Consider the following 17,784-nt stretch of genomic DNA (forward strand, 5'->3'; position numbering starts at 1 on the left):
GTCCGCCACCCCGCCCCGAGCGGGACCCCACCGCCGAGGAGCCCCACGTGACCGCAGCCGCCGCCCAGGACCTCTACCCGCTCGGTGACGCGCCCGACCTGGGCACCGTGCCGAAGATGATGCACGCCTCGCTGATCCGCCGCGAACGGTACGGGCAGCCCGTCGACGCCTTCCGCACCGAGGTGGTCGACGTACCCCCGGTCGGACGGGGACAGGTACTCGTCAAGGTGATGGCGGCCGGGGTCAACTACAACAACGTCTGGGCGGCCCTCGGGCACCCGCTCGACGTGATCGCGGCCCGGCAGAAGGCCGGCGCCACCGAGGACTTCCACATCGGCGGCTCCGACCTGTCCGGCATCGTGTGGGCCGTCGGCGAGGAGGTGCGGGACGTCCGGCTGGGCGACGAGGTCGTCGTGCTCGCCAGCCGCTGGGACGAGGCGGCCGAGGACATCCGCCTCGGCGCCGACCCGGCCTTCTCCACCAGCCAGCGCGTGTGGGGGTACGAGGAGAACTACGGCTCCTTCGCCCAGTTCGCCGTCGTCGACGACTACATGTGCCACCCCAAGCCCGCCCGCCTGTCCTGGGCGGAGTCCGCCTGCTACATGGCGACGGCCGCCACCGCCTACCGCCAGCTCTTCGGCTGGGAGCCGCACACGGTCCGGCCCGGCGACCCGGTGCTGATCTGGGGCGGAGCCGGCGGCCTGGGCAGCATCGCCATCCAGCTCGTGCGGCACGTCGGCGGCATCCCCGTCGCCGTCGTCTCCGGCGAGGAGCGCGGCGAGTTCTGCATGAAGCTCGGCGCCAAGGGGTGGATCGACCGGCGCGAGTTCGACCACTGGGGCCGGATGCCGGACACCTCCGACGAGGCGGCGATGGCCCGCTGGCTGACCGGCGCGCGCGCCTTCGGACGGCGCTTCTGGGAGGTGCTCGGCGAGCGCCGCGGCCCGCGGATCGTGCTGGAGCACTCCGGCGCCGACACCATCCCCACGTCGATGTACCTGTGCGCCAACGGCGGCATGGTCGTCATCTGCGGCGGCACCACCGGCTACAACGGCGACGTGGACCTGCGGTTCCTGTGGATGCGGCAGAAGCGGCTCCAGGGTTCGCACGTGGCCAGCGCCCGCCAGGCCCGCGAGGTGACCCGGCTGATCGACCAGGGCTTCGTCGACCCGTGCCTGTCGCGGACGTTCGGCTTCGAGGAGATCGGCCTGGCGCACCAGCTCATCCACGACAACCGCCACCCGGCGGGCAACATGGCGGTCCTGGTGAACGCGCGGGAGTGACGGACCGGCGGCCCGCGCCCCGCACGCGACGCGCGGGGCGCGGGCCGCCGTGGCCGCCGGTCAGCGCTCAGCCCAGCCGAGGACCGTGCTGAAGACGCCCACGCCCAGCGGCGCCACGGCGACGCGCACGGCGCGCGCCCCGTCCCCGCGCACCTCGATCCGCAGCGCGGCCCCGTCCGGCCGCGCCCGCAGGTCGCGCAGGCTCCGCAGCGCGCCGTCCGGCAGCGCCCGCGGCCCGGTGTGCAGGGCCTTCCAGGCGGCCTCCTTCGCCGAGAACAGCGCGGTCACCGACCACGGAGCCGCCCCGGGCCGGGCAGCGCGCAGCAGCGCCGCCTCGTCCTCGCGCAGCACCAGCCGCGCCGCCGACGCGGGCAGGGGGCGCAGTTCCAGGTCGCAGCCGAGCGGGAGGTCCGGGCCCGGCACCCGGGCCACGGCCACCGCGACGCCCGCGCTGTGCGCGATCGACGCCGCCCGGCCCGGCGGGAACCTCGGCAGCCGCCCCGCCCGCGGGATCTCCCCGCACTCCAGCCCCGCCGCGCGCAGCGCGCGCCGTGCCGCGAGCCGGCCCGCCAGGAACTCCCGGCGGCGCCGCGGCGGCATCGCCGCGGCCGCGGCCTCCTCGGCCCGGCCCGCCGGGACGGCGCGCGGGTCCGCGGCGAGGGCGACGCCCAGCCGGAGCCCGGACGGCGTCCGGGCCGGGCGCGGCGGGACCACCGCTCAGGCCCGCAGCAGCTTCTTGACGATCTTCCCGGCGGGATTGCGGGGCACCTGCTCGATGAACTCCACGCGGCGCGGGCGCTTGTAGGGCGCGAGCAGCCGCCCGACGTGGGCGAGCAGGTCCGCGGCCGTGGTGTCCGGTCCGGCGACGACGTACGCCAGCGGCACCTCGCCGTAGTCCTCGTCGGGCATGCCGACGACCGCGGCGTCCCGGACCGCCGGATGGGACATCAGGGCGCGCTCGATCTCCGAGGGGTACACGTTCTGTCCCGCCCGGATGATGAGGTCCTTGCTGCGGTCCACGAGGTGGATGCGGCCCGCGTCGTCGACGAAGCCCAGGTCGCCGGTCCTGACCCAGCCGTCCAGGAGGATCTCGCGGGTGGCCTCCGGGTCGTTCCAGTAGCCCTGCATCAGGCCCGGACCGCGCACGATGATCTCGCCGGTCTCGCCGCGCGGCAGCTCCCGTCCGGCCGCGTCGACCGCACGGGCCGACATGCCCGGCACGACGCGTCCGCAGGGGATGCGGGCGGTGACGTCCCCGGGGGCCGGGTGCTCGTCGGGGCCGAGGGTGACGAACGGCCCGCCGACCTCCGTCATGCCGTAGACCTGCCGGAAACCGCAGCCGAGGCGCTCCACCGCCTCGGCGTACACGTCCAGGGGCATGGGGGCGGCGCCGTAGAGGACCTCCCGCAGCGAGGACAGGTCGGCGCGTCCGGCGCCCTTGGCCCGGAGCATGAAGCGGAGCATCTGCGGGACCAGCCACATGTGGGTGGCGCGGTGCTCCTCCACCGCGGCCAGCGCCCGCTGCGGCGTGAAACCGGGCATGAGCACGACGGTGGCGCCGGCGGCCAGGTAGGTCAGGGACACCACCATGCTGCCGTGGTACAGCGGACAGCAGTTGACCATGACGATGTCCTCGGTGGGACGCGCCATGACCAGCCAGCCCAGGGCGATCGCCCGGAACGAGGCGCTGTCGACCGTCACGCCCTTGGCCTGCCCGGTGGTCGCCGAGGTGTGCAGCACGGCGACCGGGTCGGTGTCGGCCACCGCGGGCAGCTCACGCCCGGCGGCCAGGCTGCCCAGCGCCTCGAACGCGGGCTGGTCCAGCGCCATCCTGATCCGCCCCGGCGCGGGCAGCTCCGGGTGCCGCTCCAGCAGGTCCGCCTCGCCGAGGACGGCCACCGCCCCGACCCGTTCGATGATGCCCGCGATCTCGGGCACGGCCAGGCTGTGGTTCAGCGGGACGAACAGCGCGCCGAGCCGGGCGAGCGCGAAGTAGGTCTCCAGGACCTCGACGCGGTCCCTGGACAGCACCGCGACGCGGTCGCCGCGCTCGACGCCCAGCTCGGCCAGGCCCCGCGCCAGTTCCAGCACGCGGTCATGGAGCTGCGACCAGGTGACCCGGCGCCGCTCGTCGACCAGCGCCAGGCGGTCCGGCCAGCACTGGCGGTTGCGTTCCAGCAGCTGCGTCAGCCACATCACGCACCGCCGGCGCCCGCGCCGGCGTCCGACCGCTCGGCCACGAACCGTTCGTAGTCGGCGATCGTGCGCAGCTCCTCCATGTCGTCGGCCGTGATCTCCACACCGACCCGCTGCTCGACGAGCAGGACCAGACGCACCAGGTCACCGGAGTCGATGCCGCTCGCGGCGAGGTCGACGTCGTCACCGACCCGCCCGGCGTCGGCGAACTCGGCGGTGCCGGTGAGTTCGACGAGCAACTCCCTGATGACGCTCATGCTTTCCCCTTTCGCTGCGGCGAGTGGCCGCTTCCGCTGCGGCGAGTGGCCGCCGAACACATCGCGTGGGTCCCGTGTCACCCGGACAAGAGGCCCGCGCGGCGCACCGCGATCCCCGCACCCCCGCGTGACCTTTCTCACCCGCCCGCACCGCCCGGCCCGGGGATAGCGGAGCCCGTGCGGGGCCTCTTTCCGGGGCGGGGAGCACGCCACCCGCCCGGCGGGCCGGGTGGCCGCGGCGCGCCGGGCGTGCGTGCCGCAGCCCGAGGAGCGCCGAAGGAGTGATGCCCGTGCCCAGGCCACACGTCCGGTCCCACGACCGGTACGGACCCGCCGCGCCGGACACCGGCCGCGGAGGCGCCGCATGACCGCACAGCCGGACGGCACCGCATCCGCCGCGCAGGACGGACTGCTCGCCCACTTCGACGCCCTCATCGCCGCGGGGGAGACCATCGAGCCCCGGGACTGGACGCCCGACGGCTACCGCCGGATGCTGGTCCGCCAGATCGCGCAGCACGCCCACTCCGAGATCATCGGCATGCAGCCGGAGGGCGCCTGGCTCACCCGGGCGCCCTCCCTGCACCGCAAGTCGGTGCTCCTCGCCAAGGTCCAGGACGAGGCCGGGCACGGGATGTACCTCTACTCCGCCGCCGAGACGCTGGGCGTGGACAGGGCCGACCTGCTCGACGCCCTGCACCGGGGTCAGCAGCGGGCCTCGGCGACGTTCAACCACCCCGCGCTGACATGGGCGGACACCGGCGCCATCGCCTGGCTCACCGACGGCGCCGCCGTCCTCAACCAGGCGCCCCTGTGCCGCACGTCCTACGGCCCGTACGCGCGGGCGATGCGCCGCGTCTGCCAGGAGGAGACCTTCCACGTACGGCAGGGGTACGACCTCCTGCGGGCCCTGTGCGAGGGCACCCCTGAGCAGAAGGCGATGGCCCAGGACGCGGTGGACCGCTGGTGGCTGCCGGCCGTGGCCCTGATGTTCGGGCCGCCCGACACCGAGGCGGGCGGCGCCGACGCCCGCACCGCGGCCCTGGGCGCCGCGGTCTCCCGCCGCGCCATGGCCTGGGGCATCAAGCGCCACACCAACGACGAACTGCGCCAGCGCTTCGTCGACGGCTGCGTGCCGCAGGCCGAACGCCTCGGGCTCGCCCTCCCCGACCCGGCGATCCGCTGGAACGAGGAGCGCGGCCACTACGACTTCACCCCCGTCGACTGGGACGTCTACCGCGCGGCGCTGGGCGACGACACGCACTGGTCCCGGCAGCGCGTCGCCCACCGGCGTGCGGCGCACGAGGACGGCGCCTGGGTGCGGGAGGCGTCCGCCGCGTACGCCGCACGCTTCGGCGACGACGGCCCGCCCCCGGCTGCGGAGGCGGTCGCGGACGTGGCGGCGTCCACGGTTGCGGACGCGGGCGCGGGCGCGGCGGAGGCCGCGCCGGGCCGGGCGGGAGAGCGCGGATGAACCGCCCGCCGGAGGGCGCCCCGGCGTCCTGGGAGGTCTTCCTGCGGCCCCGCCGGGGCCTGGCCCACCAGCACGTCGGGTCCGTGCGCGCCGCCGCCGCCGACACCGCCCTGCTGCGCGCCCGCGACCTGTACACCCGGCGCGGCGACCCGCTCTCGCTGTGGGTGGTCCGCTCGGACGCCGTGCACGCGGCGTCCCCGGACGAACACGACCCCTTCTTCGAGGGCGCCCGCCACAAGCCCTACCGGTACCCGGAGCACTTCGCGCCGCTGACCGAGAAAGGCCCCGACGGTGACCACCTCGACTGACCCGGCCGCGGCCACCGGAGCCGTCCGTGCCGACGCCCGCCTCGCCGCGCACGCGCTGCGCCTGGGCGACGACGCCCTCGTCCTCGGACAGCGGCTGTGCCAGTGGATCACGCGGGCACCGACGATCGAGGAGGACATGGCCCTGTCCAACATCGCCCTCGACCTGATCGGCCACGCCCGCACGCTGCTCACCCTCAGCGGGGAGATAGACGGCACCGGACGCACCGAGGACGACCTCGCCTTCACCCGGTCCGACCGGGAGTTCACCAACGCCCTGCTGACCGAGCTGCCCGGCGGGGACTTCGCCGCGACGATCGCCCGCCAACTGGCCTACACCCACTACGCCGTCCTGTACTACGAGGCCCTGGCCGGCCGCGCGGACCCCCGGCTGGCCGCGTTCGGGCGGCGGGCCGCCAGCGAGGTCGCCTTCCACCGGATGCACGCCGAGGACTGGACGCTGCAACTGGGACTCGGCACGCCCGAAAGCTCCCGCCGCATGCAGCGGGGCCTGGAGCGGGTGTGGCCCTACACCGCCGAACTGTTCGACGAGGACGAGCTGGTGCGCCACGTCGCGGCGGCGGGCACGGCACCCTCACCGGCCCCGCTCCACCCGGTGTGGGAGCAGCGCGTGCGCGCGGTCGTGACCCGCGCGGGCCTGACCGTGCCGGCCCCGCGCTGGCAGGCCCGGGGCGGGCGGGCGGGCCTGCACACCGAGGAGTTCGGACCGCTGATCGCCGAACTGCAATCGGTCCACCGCCAGTTCCCGGGAGGCCGCTGGTGAACGGCCCGCACCACCCGCGGACGCGGCCGGAGGCGCCGTCCCGGACGGCGCCCCCGGCGCCACCGTCCGCCCCATCCCCGTCCCCGCTTCCCGTCCGCGCGGTGGCGGAGGTCCGCGCCCTGGTGGAGGCGGTGCCCGATCCGGAGCTGCCGGTGATCAGCCTCGGCGACCTCGGCGTGATCCGCTCCGTCGCCCCGGCCGCCGACGGAGCGCTCGACGTGGAGATCACCCCCACCTACCTGGGCTGCCCGGCGCTGCCCGCCATTGTCTCCGCGATCCAGGACGTCCTCACCGCCAGCGGCCACCCCGACGGGCGGGTCAGGCAGGTGCTGTCCCCGCCGTGGACGACGGACCTCATCACGGCGGCGGGCCGGGAGAAGCTCGCCGCCCACGGCATCGCCCCGCCCGGACCCGCCCCGGCGGACGGGCCGGTCCCCGTCGCGCTGGCCGCGGTGCCCTGCCCGCACTGCGGCTCCCGCGCCACCCGGCCGCACAGCCCCTTCGGCCCGGCCCGCTGCCAGTCCGTGCTGCGGTGCACGGCCTGCCGGGAGCTGTTCCCCCACCTGAGCGCGCTGTGAGGCCGACCGTGCACACCACCGACCCGGGCCCGGCCGCCCCGCGGCCCGGACGCCCCGGCCAGCCCGGACGGTCCGGCGCCGCCGGGCGGCGCACCGGCTGGCACCCGCTCGCCATCGCCGACGTCCGGCAGCTCACCCCCGACGCCGTCGCGGTCACCTTCGAGGTGCCCGACGCCCTGCGCGACGTCTTCGCCCACCGGCCCGGGGAGCACGTCGTCGTCCGGCACCGCCGCGCCGGGACGGAGCTGCGCCGCAGCTACTCGGTGTGCCCGCCGCCCGCCGACCCGGCCGCGCTGCGCCTGGTGATCCGGCGCGGCGCCCCCGACGGCTTCGGGGCCCACGCCGCCACCCGCCTGACGCCCGGCGACGTCCTGGAGGTGTCCCCGCCCACCGGCGCGTTCGCGCTGCCCGAGCGGCCCGGCGGCCACCACGTCCTGATCGCGGGCGGCTCCGGCGTCACCCCGCTCGCCGCCATGGCCGCAGCCGCCCTGCGCGCCGACCCGGCCTGCCGCGTCCTGCTGGTCCACTCGGTCCCGACGGCCGCCGACGCCCTGCTCGCCGACGAACTGTCCGAGCTGAAGGACGCGTTCGTCGACCGCTTCGCCGTCCTGTACGTCCTCACCCGGGAGGAGCACGGCAGCGGGCTGTCCGGCGGGCGGATCGACGACGTGAAACTCGCGCGCCTGCTCACCGCGGCCGACGCCCGCCCCGGCCCCGGCACCACGTTCGCCCTGTGCGGCCCGGCCGGTCTGGTCACCGCCCTGCGCCGGGCGCTCACGGCACGGGGGGCCGACCCGGACCAGGTCCGCTCGGAAGTGTTCACCCCCGCGGGCACCGCACCGGGCACCGCACCGGACGGCGCGCCGTCCCCGCCGGCGGCCGCCCCGCACCGGACCCGCGTCACCGCGCTGCTCGGCGGCCGGCGCCGCCTGGCCACCGCGGGGCCCGAGGACGCCACGGTCCTGGACGCGCTGCTGCGCGCCCACCCCGAGGTGCCCTACGCCTGCCGGGAGGGCGTGTGCGGGAGCTGCCGGGCCCGCGTCCTGTCCGGCCGGGTGGCCGCGGAAACCCTGGAGGCCCTCGGCGCCGACGAGGTGGCCGCGGGCTACACCCTCGCGTGCCGGGCCCGGCCCCTGGGCCCCGAACTCACCCTCGACTTCGACGCATGACCCCGACGCATGACCCCGTACGCGTGACCCCGCGCGAACCGGCCGCGCGCCCCGCCCGGCCCCCGCTCACCCGAAGGAGAAGACAGTGACCACCACTCCGCGCCACGAGAACAAGACCGCCCTGGTCACCGGAGGCAGCCGCGGCATCGGCCGGGCCATCAGCCGCCGGCTGGCCCGCGAGGGCGCCCTCGTCGCCGTCCACTACGGGCACGACCGGACGGCGGCCGAGCGCACGGTCCGCGAGATCGAGGACGACGGCGGCCGGGCCTTCCCCGTCCACGCCGAACTCGGCGTACCCGGCGACGCCGACACCCTCTGGGAGACCTTCGACCAGGCCCTCTCCGCCCAGGACGCGCAGCTTGGCCTCGACATCCTCGTCAACAACGCGGGCACCAACCTCCCGCGCCCGCTCCAGGCCGTCACCGAGGCGGACTACGAGCGGGTCTTCGCCATCAACACCAAGGCACCGTTCTTCATCATCCAGCGCGCGCTGGACCGGCTGCGCGACGGCGGCAGGATCGTCAACATCTCCTCCGTGGCCACCCGCGTCGCCTTCCCGCCGATCGCCGCCTACACCATGACCAAGGCCGCGCTGGACTACCTCACCCTCGCCCTCGCGCAGGAACTGGGCCCCCGGGGCATCACCGTGAACAGCGTCGCGCCCGGCTACACCGAGACCGAGATCAACCCCACGCTGAGCATCCCGGAGATCCGCCAGCGGTACTCGGAAGCCTCCGTCTTCGGTCGCCTCGGCGCCCCCGCCGACATCGCCGACGTCGTCTCCTTCGTGGCGAGCGACGACGCCCGCTGGGTGACCGGCCAGTGGATCGACGCCTCCGGCGGCGTCCACCTCGGCGTGTGAGAAGGCCGCCCGCGGCACCGCCTCCCCGCGCCGCACGACCGGACGCCCCGGCCCCGGCCCCCCGGCCGCGTCCCCGCCGACGGCACCACCAGGAGATGCCATGAACGACCGCGCCCCAGCCCCCGCGCCGCCCGCCGCCGCCGACCTCGACCCGCTGACCCGGGCCTTCCCGGGCGCGAGCCCCTACGACCGCTACGTCCGCGCGTCCACCCTCAACACGCTGCAACACCCCCTCACCGAGGCACCGGACGAGATGGGGTTCCTGGTCACCACCCAGGTGATGGAGCTGTGGTTCACCCTGATCGTCCACGAGTGGCGCGCCGCGCGGACGGCCCTCGCCAAGGACGACCTGCACGCCGCCATGGACGCCCTGGTGCGCGGCCGGCGTGCCCTGACCGCCCTCGACGCGTCCTGGACGCCGATCGCCGCCCTGACACCCGCGCAGTTCAACGGCTTCCGCGCCGCGTTCGGACAGGCGTCCGGCTTCCAGTCGGCGATGTACCGGCACATGGAGTTCCTCCTGGGCGACAAGTCCGCCCAGATGCTCCGCCTGCACCAGGGCGACACCGCCGTCCACGAGGCGCTCGGCGAGGCGTACCGCGAACCGTCGCTCTACGACGAGGTGCTGCACTACCTGCACCGGCAGGGCCTGCCCGTCCCCGGGCACGTCCGGGACCGGGACGTGACCATCCCGCACACCAGTGACCCGGGCGTGGCCGAAGCCTGGCGGCAGGTCTACGCCGGTCCCCGGCACCACCCGCTGCTCGCCCTCGGGGAACTCCTCACCGACACCGCCGAACTCGTCGCGCGCTGGCGCTTCGACCACGTCATGGTCGTACGCCGCGCCATGGGCACCAAGAGCGGCAGCGCCGGTTCCACCGGACTCGCGTGGCTGGAAGAGCGCGCGGCCCGCCCGGTCTTCCCCGAACTGTGGGAGGTGCGCGGTGCCGTCTAGGCCGATCTCCGCCTTCGCGGCCGAGGAGGAGCAGCGAGTCCTCGGCCTGAAGCCCGTCCTGGCACCCGCGCACGGCTCCTACGGGGACCACCCCCACCAGGTCTACGACGCCTGGCCCGCCGAGGACCCCGGCGCCCCGCTGGTGATCCTGCTGCACGGCGGCTACTGGCGCTACGACCGGATGCACCTGACACCCTTCGCGGCCTACCTCGCCCGGCAGGGCTTCGACGTGCTGCTGCCCGGCTTCCGCCGCTCCGGCGGCGCCGGCGGCTACCCCGGGACGTTCGACGACGTCGCCCGGCTCACGGACACCCTGCCGCAGGGGCGGCCCTACGTCCTGGCGGGGCACTGCTCGGGCGGCCACCTCGCCCTGTGGTGCGCGGCCCGCGGCCTGCTGCCCCCCGGCTCCCGCTGGCACACCCGCAGCCTGCCCGCCGCCGTGCTGGCGCTCGCCCCGATCACGGACCTCACCGCCACCCGCCGTGACCGCCTCAGCGACGACGCCGCCCTGCAACTCCTCGGCGGCCCGGAGCGGTTCGAGGAACGGCTCCCCTCGGTGGACCCCCTCACCCTGCTGCGCGGCCCGGGCACGACCGGAGTCCCCACCGTGCTGCTGCACGGAGCCGTCGACGAGGAGGTCCCGCTCACCCAGTACGCGGACTACGCGGCGGTGCACCGCGACCTGCGCACCGTCGTGCTCCCCGGCACCGGCCACTACACGCTCATCGAGCCGGGCGCGCCCGCCGCCCGCGCGGTCGCCGCCACCCTGGGGGAGCTGTGCGCCCGCCCCTGACCGTGGACACTGTTCCCGGACGCGGGCACGAGATCCGACAGGGGGTACCAGGGTGAGTTTCCGGCTGGCGGCGTACGCCGTGTGCGTCGAGGACGGACGGGTGCTGCTCGTCCGCCACGTGTCACCGGAGGGCGAGAGCACCTGGAGCCTGCCGGGCGGCAAGGTCGAGCACGCGGAGGACCCGTTCGACGCGGTGATCCGGGAGGTCGCCGAGGAGACGGGCTGCGACGCGGTGGCCGACCGCCTGCTGGGCGTGGACTCCCGGATCATCCCCGCCGCCGAACGCACCCTCCCCGGCGGCGGGGACCACCAGAACGTCGGCGTCTTCTACCAGGTCCGCATCACCGGCGGCCGGCTCCGGCCCGAGCCCGGCGGCGCGGTCGTCGAGTCGGTCTGGACCCCGCTCGCCGACGTCGCCGGACTGCGCCGCTCCTCCCTGGTCGACACCGGCCTGGCCCTGTCCCGCACCCGCCCCCCGACCGGCCACGTACCCCCCGTCCCGACCGGCGGCCTCATCCAGCACTGAGCCCCCGCCGCGCCCCTCGGCGGCGTCCTGCCGTGTGACCGGGCTCAGCGGACCGTCACTCCTCGGCCAAGTGTCAATGCGGTGGCGCCGCGCAGGGGACGCCGCTAGCGTCGCGCCGTGATGTATGAGAGTCCGCTGGCCTATCTGCTGGGCCTTGAGGGCCTGGCCCTGCTGCGTACGTTCACCGGGGAGCACGACCGCGAGTTCGCCGAGGCGCGCGTCGCCGAGATCCGCAGGCTGCTCGACGACGCGTCGCTGGCCGACGCGGCCGTGGACGTCGCCCGGGTGCGCACGTCCGAGGGATACCGGATCTGGTCGCGGACGTATGACGGCCCCAACACGGCCTTCGACCTCGACGAACCGGTGCTGGGGGAGATCCTGGACGGGCTGTCGCCGGGCGTCGCCCTGGACGCCGCGTGCGGCACCGGCCGGCTCGCGGCCCTGCTGGCCAGGCGCGGCCACCGGGTCCTCGGCGTCGACAGTTCACCGGAGATGCTCGGGCGGGCCCGCGCCCGCGTGCCGGACGGCACGTTCCACCTCGGGGACCTGCACCGGCTCCCCGTGGCCGACGCCGCCGTGGACCTGGCCGTCTGCTCCCTGGCCCTGACGCACGTCCCCGACCTGCACCCGGTGATGGCGGAGTTCGCCAGGGTGCTGCGCCCGGGCGGACACCTCCTGACCTCCGACATCCACCCCGAACGGGTGCTGCGGGGCGCCGTTCCCCCGGTGTGCCTGCCGGACGGGCGCCCGGGGCGGCTGGAGAGCCACCGCCACGCGACCGGGGACTACCTGCGCGCCGCGCTCGCGGCGGGCCTGCAGGTCCGCCGCTGCGAGGAGCCGGTGGCCCCCACCGGCGAACCGCCCGGCCCGCAGGAACCGCCGAGGACGCCCACGACGGAACCGGGGCCGTGGGAAGTGTGGCCCTGGTCCCTCGCCGAACTGGTCCCCGACGCGGCAGCGGCCGCCAACGCCGGAGTGCCGGCCGAGATCATCTGGCACTTCCAACGAACCGCCCCCTGAACCCCGGACCCCCGCTGGCGCGGGGAGCAGGCGCACAGCGTGGACAGCAGGTCGTCGCCGAGCCCGGACCCCCGCTGGCGCGGGGAGCAGAGGGGATGGGCTGGGGGTTTAGGGGGAGGGGTGGCGGTTTTTGCTTACTTCCGCGGAGTCCGGCATTGCGGGTTCTTCGGGCGAGTTCGGCAACTGCCGAAGTGGCGGCTTCGGGGCGGGCGGTAGATGAGGATGAGCCCTTGTGAGCGGTGGGCGCCGTCTGGCCGGGGTCGAGGACGGACATTATTGCGCGACGCGGGTCTCCGTCGCCGGGTCGTCAGCTAGCCGCGACCGCCTCCGTGAGAGAGCCGTCGCTCTGCAGGACGGCACTGACGGGGTTCTGGGCCGGACGCTCGACGGCCCCGGCTGACCGCGCCCGCATCCGCCGTCCGCGGCTGGTGACGTCGTCCGCTGGCGGCCGAGCACGTCCGTCTCGGCGCGCGTCCCGCGCACGTCGGAGCCGTGACGGGGGAGCAGGAGGCGGGCGCCTGTGGGGCGGCGGTGCGTCCGGAAGGGCGGTAAGGTGCGGCCTGACCTGCGGGTACGTTCCCACTGTGACAGGGCGTCAGTGGTGCCCCCGGCAGGACTCGAACCTGCGGCCAAGCGCTTAGAAGGCGCCTGCTCTATCCACTGAGCTACGGGGGCTCGTCACGGTCGCGGACGGGCGGAGCCCCCGGGGGACCTTGCTCGCACAAGGATAGGGGTGCCCTTGGCGGCTCCTGGATGCTTCACGCGCACGCCATGGTGTGGAGATCCCGTGAAGCGGCTCCGATAATCGCAGCCGCGTGCGGTTCGTGCACTGGTTTGGCGGCCGGGTGGTGGCGGGTGTTGTGCACTCGTTATGCCTGCGAGCGCGTGTGTCACCCCTGCCGCAGGGGGTAAAGCGGGGCGATCCCCGCGAATAGGCTTCAAAAAACGTCTTAAACCGGGCATTCTTCACCATGTGGCGATCTTGGAAGCACGGACCGAACTGCTCGACGCGCTCGTGGCGCTGCGCGAGCGCGTGGCCGCCGCGCGGTTCCCCCTGACGGTGCCGGGGGCCGAGCGGGCGCGGCGCTCGCGCGCCGAGCTGCTGGCTCAGCTGGACGACTACCTGGTGCCGCGCCTGCGCGACCCCGGCGCGCCGCTGCTCGCGGTGATCGGGGGCTCGACGGGGGTGGGGAAGTCCACGCTGGTGAACTCGCTGCTCGGGCGCCGGGTGAGCGAGGCCGGGGTGCTGCGGCCCACGACACGGACGCCGGTGCTGGTGTGCCATCCGGACGACCGGCACTGGTTCGACGGCACCCGGGTGCTGCCGGGGCTGCGGCGGGTCCCCGCGACCGGCGGGGAGGGCGAGGCGGCGTCCGGGGACGAGCGCTGGGCGGAACGGGACGCGGAGGAGGGCGGCACCCTCGTGGTGGGGACGGACGGCCGGCTGCCCGCCGGTCTGGCCCTGCTGGACGCCCCCGACGTGGACTCCCTCGTCGCCGCCAACCGCGATCTGGCCGCCGAGTTGCTGTGCGCGGCCGACGTGTGGGTGCTCGTCACCACCGCGACGCGGTACGCCGACGCGGTGCCGTGGCACCTGCTGCGTACCGCGAAGGAGTACGACGTCACGCTCGCCACCGTCCTCGACAGGGTGCCGCACCAGTTCGCCGTTGACGTCTCGCGGCAGTACGCGGCGCTGCTGGAGCGGGCCGGGCTCGGGGACGTGCCCCGGTTCACGATTCCGGAGCTGCCCGAGTCCGCCGGAGGGGGGCAGGGGCTGCTGCCCGCCAACGCGGTCGAGCCGTTGCGGGTGTGGCTGGCCCACCGGGCGCAGGACCCCTCGGCACGCGCCCGCGCCGCCTGCCGCACGGCCTGGGGGACGCTGGACTCGCTGGCCGCCCGGGTGCCGGAGCTGGCCGCCGCCGCCACCCGGCAGCACGCCGCCGCCGTCCGGCTCACGCAGCACGTGGACGACGCGTACGACGCCGCGGTCCAGCGGGTGCGCCGCCAGCTCGCGGCGGGTGAACTGCTGGCCGGGGACGCGGTGGTGCACTGGCGGGGCTTCCCCGTGGACAGTGGTGGCGACGAGCTGCTGGACGCCTGCGCGGAGGGGCTGGTGGCCCTGCTGGCCGGTGCCGTCGGCGCCGCCGACGAGCAGATCGCCCGCGCCTGGCGCGACGAGCCGGGCGCGGACGGGGTGCCCACCCGCACGGCTGACGGGCTGGCGTCCACCTCCGAACGGGTGGGCCTGCTCGTGCGGCACTGGCGCCGATGCCTGGAGGAACTGGCCGACGAGGTGTACCGCGAGGAGGGCGCCGGGTTCGCCACCGCCGAGGAGACGGCGGCGCTGCTCGCCGCCTCCCTGCTCGGCGGCGCCCGCAGGAAGACCGCGGACGAGGCGCTGGAGAGGATCCTCGACGCCGCCGCCACCGCGCGGCTGCGGGACCGCGGCGTGCGGCTGCTGGAGGACTGCGTCGGCCGCGCCCTGCGGGAGGAGCGCGAACGGCGCCTGGCGCCGCTGGCCGAGCTGGACCCGGGGCCCGATCCGCAGGTGGAGCTGATCGCCGCACTGTCCGTACTGCAGAAGGAGAGGTGAGCGAGGTGACGGGACCGCTGGGCGAGACCCGCGCGGACGGCACGAGCGCCGGAGCGCCGGACGGCGCGGGGCAATGCTGGGACGACGGGCTGATCGCCCGGCGCGTCCGGCGCGGCCCCGTACCCGTGCTGGACGGCGGGGAGCCGGCGCGGGCCGGGTCCGGACGGCACCCGGAACCGGTGCGGCCGGATGCGCGGGAGGAGGAGCAGCCGGGGGAACCGGGGTGCGAGCCGGAGCCGCCGGAGCGGGCGGCTCCGGAACCGGGGGCGGGTTCCCCGCTGCGGCCCGGTTCCGGCCCGCCGCCGGAACCGGCTCCGTGGACGCGGCCGGAACCGGTGCGGGGGCTGTACGCGGAACCGGGCCCGGAACCGGGCTCGGGCCTGTACGCGGAACCGTGCCCGCTGACGGAGCCGGGTCCGCTGATGCCTCCGGGTCCGGCTGCGGGCCAGGCGCTGGTGACGGAACCGGACTTGGCGGCGCGGCCCCTGACGGACCCGCTGACGGACCCGCTGCGGCAGCCGCTTCCCGGGAGGGGCCCCGCAGCGGGAACCGGCCGGGAGCCGCGGCCAGAGGTGCTGCCCGCCGACCGCACGGAACCCGGCCCCGCGCTGCTGTCACCCGCGTCCGCGCCCGCCGCCCCGGCGGCTCCGCCGGTCCCGGCCACCCCGCCGGACCCGGTGGCGCCGGGGCGGCGGGCGCGCGGGAGCGAGAGCGGGCTCGCGGACCGGCTGCGCGCCCTGCACGAACTCGTCGGCCTCTCCCGCACCCGGCTGGAGGCCGACGCGCTCGCGGGAGCGGGGCGGGTCCTGGAGGAGGCGGCGGCGCGCGGGCGGCTGTCCCGCTCCTACACCACCGTCGCCGTCGCCGGACCGACCGGCAGCGGGAAGTCGTCGCTGTTCAACGCGCTCGCCGGGGCCCAGCTCTCCGAGGCGGGGGTGCGGCGGCCGACGACGGCCACGCCCGTCGCCTGCGTGTGGGAGACGACCACCGACCGGAACGCGGCCGAAGGGCTGCTGGAGCGGCTCGACGTGCCGGTCAGGGCGCGCCGCCGCGCGCACCTGCGGGACGCCTCGCACCTGAGCCTGCGCGGCCTCGTCCTGCTCGACCTGCCCGACTACGACTCGGCCGTCCCCGGCCACAGCGAGCAGGTGGACCGGCTGCTGGGCCTGGTGGACGCGGTGATCTGGGTCGTGGACCCGGAGAAGTACGCGGACGCGATCCTGCACGAGCGCTACCTCAAGGCGTTCGCCGGACACGCCGAGGTGTCCTTCGTCGTGCTCAACCAGATCGACCGGCTGTCCGGCGACGCGGCCGACGAGGTGCTCGGGGACGTGCGGCGCGTGCTGGACGAGGACGGCATGGCGCTCGGCGAGTACGGCGAACCCGGCGCCCAGGTGCACGCCGTCTCTGCGCTCACCGGCCGGGGCGTGCCGGAACTGCGGGAGGCACTGGCCGAGCTGGTCAGTGCCCGGATGGCGCCGGCGCGGCGGCTGGCCGCCGACGTGGACCGGGAGCTGGGCGGGCTGCGCCCCGTCTACGTCGCCGACGGCGCGCAGCCGCCGCAGGGCCTGACCGAGCGGGTGCGTGAGGACTTCGAGGAGCGGCTCGGCACCGCCGCCGGGGCCACCGTCGTCGGCCAGACCGCCGAACGGACCTGGCTGCGCCACGCCGAGCGGGCCTGCGGCACCCCGTGGGCCGGGCTGGTGCACGGCTACGCCAGGTACCGGGCCGAGCGCCGGGGGGAGCCCGTGGGGGCCCGGGGTGCGGGCGAGAGCGCGGCCGGGCCGCCGGCGGAGTGCCCGGCCGCGCGTCCGGTGGTGGCGCAGGCGGTGCGCAGGCTGGCGGAGGACGCGACCCGCGGCCTGCCGGAGCCGTGGGCCCGGACGGTGCGGGAGGCGGCGTGGCGCGGGGCCGAGGGGCTGCCGGAGGCACTGGACGAGGCGGTGGCCGCGGCGGCGCCGCCGCCCCGTCCGCCCCGGCCGGGCTGGTGGACGGCGGCGGCGTCGGGGCAGGCGGTGCTGCTCGTCCTGCAACTGGTGGGCTTCGGCTGGATGACGGGAGCGGTGTCCGGCCTGTTCGCCACGGACCCGTGGGTGCCGTTCGCGCTGCTGGCGGGCGGCGCGCTGGGCGGGCCGCTGCTGGCGTGGCTGTGCCGGGCGGCGGCGCGCGGACCCGCGCGGGCCTACGGGCTGGCCCAGGAGCAGCGGTTGCGCCGTCTGGCGGCGGGCTGCGGGCGGACCCGGGTGCTGGAGCCGGTGGCGGCGGAACTGCTGCGGTACCGGGAGGTGCGGGGCCAGTACGTCATCGCCTCCGGCGGCCCGCCGCAGGGCTGAGCCCACCGGCCCGCCGCAGGGCTGAGGCCATCGCCCCCTGACGCGCCGTCACCCGCCCGGGTGGCGGCGTTGTCCACAACCGGCCGGTAGCGCACAGCCGTCGGCGCGATTCCGCGTCCGCCACCAGCATGGTCCGTGCCCGTCCACAGCGGACGGGCCCACAGGGCAGGACGGCAGGGAGGCGGTCGGTGATGCACGAGACGACGGTGACGGTGGTGGGCAACGTGGCGACGAAGCCGGAGTTCCGCGACGCGGGGCGCGCCCCCTCGGTGCGGTTCCGGCTGGCCTCGACGGCGCGCCGCTTCGACCGGGAGCGCGGGAGCTGGGTGGACGGGGCCACGAGCTTCTACACCGTCTGGGCCTGGCGGGGGCTCGCGCACAACGTGACCGCCTGCGTGGAGCGCGGCGAACCCCTCCTCGTGCACGGCAGGTTGCGCGTCCACACCTACGAGCACGACGGCAGGCGGTCGGCGGACGCGGTGATCGACGCGATCGCCATCGGCCACGACATGGCACGCGGCACCTCGGCGTGGGTGCGCTCGGCGCCGCTGCCGGCGGACGCCACCGGGGTTCCGCCCGGCACGCCCGCACACCGGTCCGCCGCACCGCCCGTGCCCGTCCCGGCGCCCGAGTCCGTCCCGACGGGCTGACGGCAACGG

17 protein-coding genes and 1 tRNA gene are annotated in these 17,784 nt (G+C 76.1%); 14 read left to right on the forward strand and 4 right to left on the reverse strand.

The features are described from left to right. The first annotated feature begins 116 nt into the window (after positions 1–116). Positions 117–1,283: a crotonyl-CoA carboxylase/reductase gene (gene ccrA / locus V1J52_RS08980; RefSeq protein WP_330139553.1), complete on the forward strand. Its 1,167-nt coding sequence runs from the start codon at positions 117–119 to the stop codon at positions 1,281–1,283. Positions 1,284–1,343: 60 nt separating this feature from the next. On the opposite strand, the gene V1J52_RS08985 is transcribed toward ccrA, so the two are convergent. From V1J52_RS08985 to V1J52_RS08995, 3 genes are read right to left on the reverse strand one after another with little or no spacing between them, the layout of a single operon-like run. Next, the gene (locus V1J52_RS08985; protein ID WP_330139119.1) at positions 1,344–1,997 is read right to left on the reverse strand and encodes a 4'-phosphopantetheinyl transferase superfamily protein; all 654 of its coding nucleotides are present in this window, start codon (positions 1,995–1,997) and stop codon (positions 1,344–1,346) included. Positions 1,998–2,000: 3 nt separating this feature from the next. Further along, complete coding sequence (locus V1J52_RS08990) at positions 2,001–3,479, reverse strand: class I adenylate-forming enzyme family protein (protein ID WP_330139120.1); 1,479 nt, start codon at positions 3,477–3,479, stop codon at positions 2,001–2,003. Further along, a complete protein-coding gene (locus V1J52_RS08995) occupies positions 3,479–3,736 on the reverse strand; it encodes an acyl carrier protein (RefSeq protein ID WP_330139121.1) in 258 nt (85 codons plus the stop codon). Before V1J52_RS08995 ends, V1J52_RS08990 begins: the two co-directional genes overlap by 1 nt. A 364-nt stretch (positions 3,737–4,100) precedes the next feature. Between V1J52_RS08995 and paaA the strand changes: the two genes are divergently transcribed. The 10 genes from paaA to V1J52_RS09045 all read left to right on the forward strand — a co-directional run bounded on the left by paaA (position 4,101) and on the right by V1J52_RS09045 (position 12,199). Continuing rightward, on the forward strand, positions 4,101–5,207 hold the full coding sequence (gene paaA, locus V1J52_RS09000; RefSeq protein WP_330139122.1) for a 1,2-phenylacetyl-CoA epoxidase subunit PaaA: 1,107 nt from the start codon (positions 4,101–4,103) through the stop codon (positions 5,205–5,207). Next, entirely contained in the window at positions 5,204–5,515 is a 312-nt protein-coding gene (locus V1J52_RS09005) for a 1,2-phenylacetyl-CoA epoxidase subunit B (protein WP_330139123.1), read from the forward strand. The genes paaA and V1J52_RS09005 overlap by 4 nt, the downstream gene beginning before the upstream one ends. Then, entirely contained in the window at positions 5,499–6,296 is a 798-nt protein-coding gene (paaC, locus tag V1J52_RS09010; protein WP_330139124.1) for a 1,2-phenylacetyl-CoA epoxidase subunit PaaC, read from the forward strand. Before V1J52_RS09005 ends, paaC begins: the two co-directional genes overlap by 17 nt. A gap of 101 nt (positions 6,297–6,397) precedes the next feature. After that, entirely contained in the window at positions 6,398–6,874 is a 477-nt protein-coding gene (paaD, locus tag V1J52_RS09015; RefSeq protein ID WP_330139125.1) for a 1,2-phenylacetyl-CoA epoxidase subunit PaaD, read from the forward strand. 8 nt (positions 6,875–6,882) lie between these two features. Continuing rightward, entirely contained in the window at positions 6,883–8,043 is a 1,161-nt protein-coding gene (locus tag V1J52_RS09020; protein ID WP_330139126.1) for a 2Fe-2S iron-sulfur cluster-binding protein, read from the forward strand. Positions 8,044–8,128: 85 nt separating this feature from the next. Beyond that, positions 8,129–8,905, forward strand: a complete 777-nt coding sequence (locus tag V1J52_RS09025; protein WP_330139127.1) for an SDR family oxidoreductase — start codon at positions 8,129–8,131, stop codon at positions 8,903–8,905. A 100-nt stretch (positions 8,906–9,005) separates the two neighbouring features. Then, a complete protein-coding gene (locus V1J52_RS09030; RefSeq protein ID WP_330139128.1) occupies positions 9,006–9,860 on the forward strand; it encodes a tryptophan 2,3-dioxygenase in 855 nt (284 codons plus the stop codon). Continuing rightward, on the forward strand, positions 9,850–10,653 hold the full coding sequence (locus V1J52_RS09035; RefSeq protein ID WP_330139129.1) for an alpha/beta hydrolase family protein: 804 nt from the start codon (positions 9,850–9,852) through the stop codon (positions 10,651–10,653). The genes V1J52_RS09030 and V1J52_RS09035 overlap by 11 nt, the downstream gene beginning before the upstream one ends. Before the next feature lie 52 nt (positions 10,654–10,705). Then, complete coding sequence (locus V1J52_RS09040; RefSeq protein ID WP_330139130.1) at positions 10,706–11,179, forward strand: NUDIX hydrolase; 474 nt, start codon at positions 10,706–10,708, stop codon at positions 11,177–11,179. Between the two features lie 120 nt (positions 11,180–11,299). Then, entirely contained in the window at positions 11,300–12,199 is a 900-nt protein-coding gene (locus V1J52_RS09045; protein WP_330139554.1) for a class I SAM-dependent methyltransferase, read from the forward strand. Positions 12,200–12,798: 599 nt separating this feature from the next. On the opposite strand, the gene V1J52_RS09050 is transcribed toward V1J52_RS09045, so the two are convergent. Beyond that, a tRNA-Arg gene (locus V1J52_RS09050) sits at positions 12,799–12,874 on the reverse strand. Positions 12,875–13,181: 307 nt separating this feature from the next. Here V1J52_RS09050 and V1J52_RS09055 point away from each other — a divergent pair. The 3 genes from V1J52_RS09055 (at position 13,182) to V1J52_RS09065 (ending at position 17,775) form a co-directional block, all read left to right on the forward strand. After that, on the forward strand, positions 13,182–14,792 hold the full coding sequence (locus V1J52_RS09055) for a dynamin family protein (protein ID WP_330139131.1): 1,611 nt from the start codon (positions 13,182–13,184) through the stop codon (positions 14,790–14,792). Beyond that, positions 14,789–17,125, forward strand: coding sequence for a GTPase (locus V1J52_RS09060; protein WP_330139132.1), 2,337 nt, complete (start codon positions 14,789–14,791; stop codon positions 17,123–17,125). The genes V1J52_RS09055 and V1J52_RS09060 overlap by 4 nt, the downstream gene beginning before the upstream one ends. 191 nt (positions 17,126–17,316) lie before the next feature. Then, positions 17,317–17,775 (forward strand): single-stranded DNA-binding protein, encoded by a 459-nt coding sequence (locus V1J52_RS09065; RefSeq protein WP_330139133.1) that lies wholly within the window; start codon positions 17,317–17,319, stop codon positions 17,773–17,775. Positions 17,776–17,784: the final 9 nt, after the last annotated feature.

The sequence above is a fragment of the Streptomyces solitudinis genome (genome assembly GCF_036323765.1).
Taxonomy (GTDB): Bacteria; Actinomycetota; Actinomycetes; order Streptomycetales; family Streptomycetaceae; genus Streptomyces.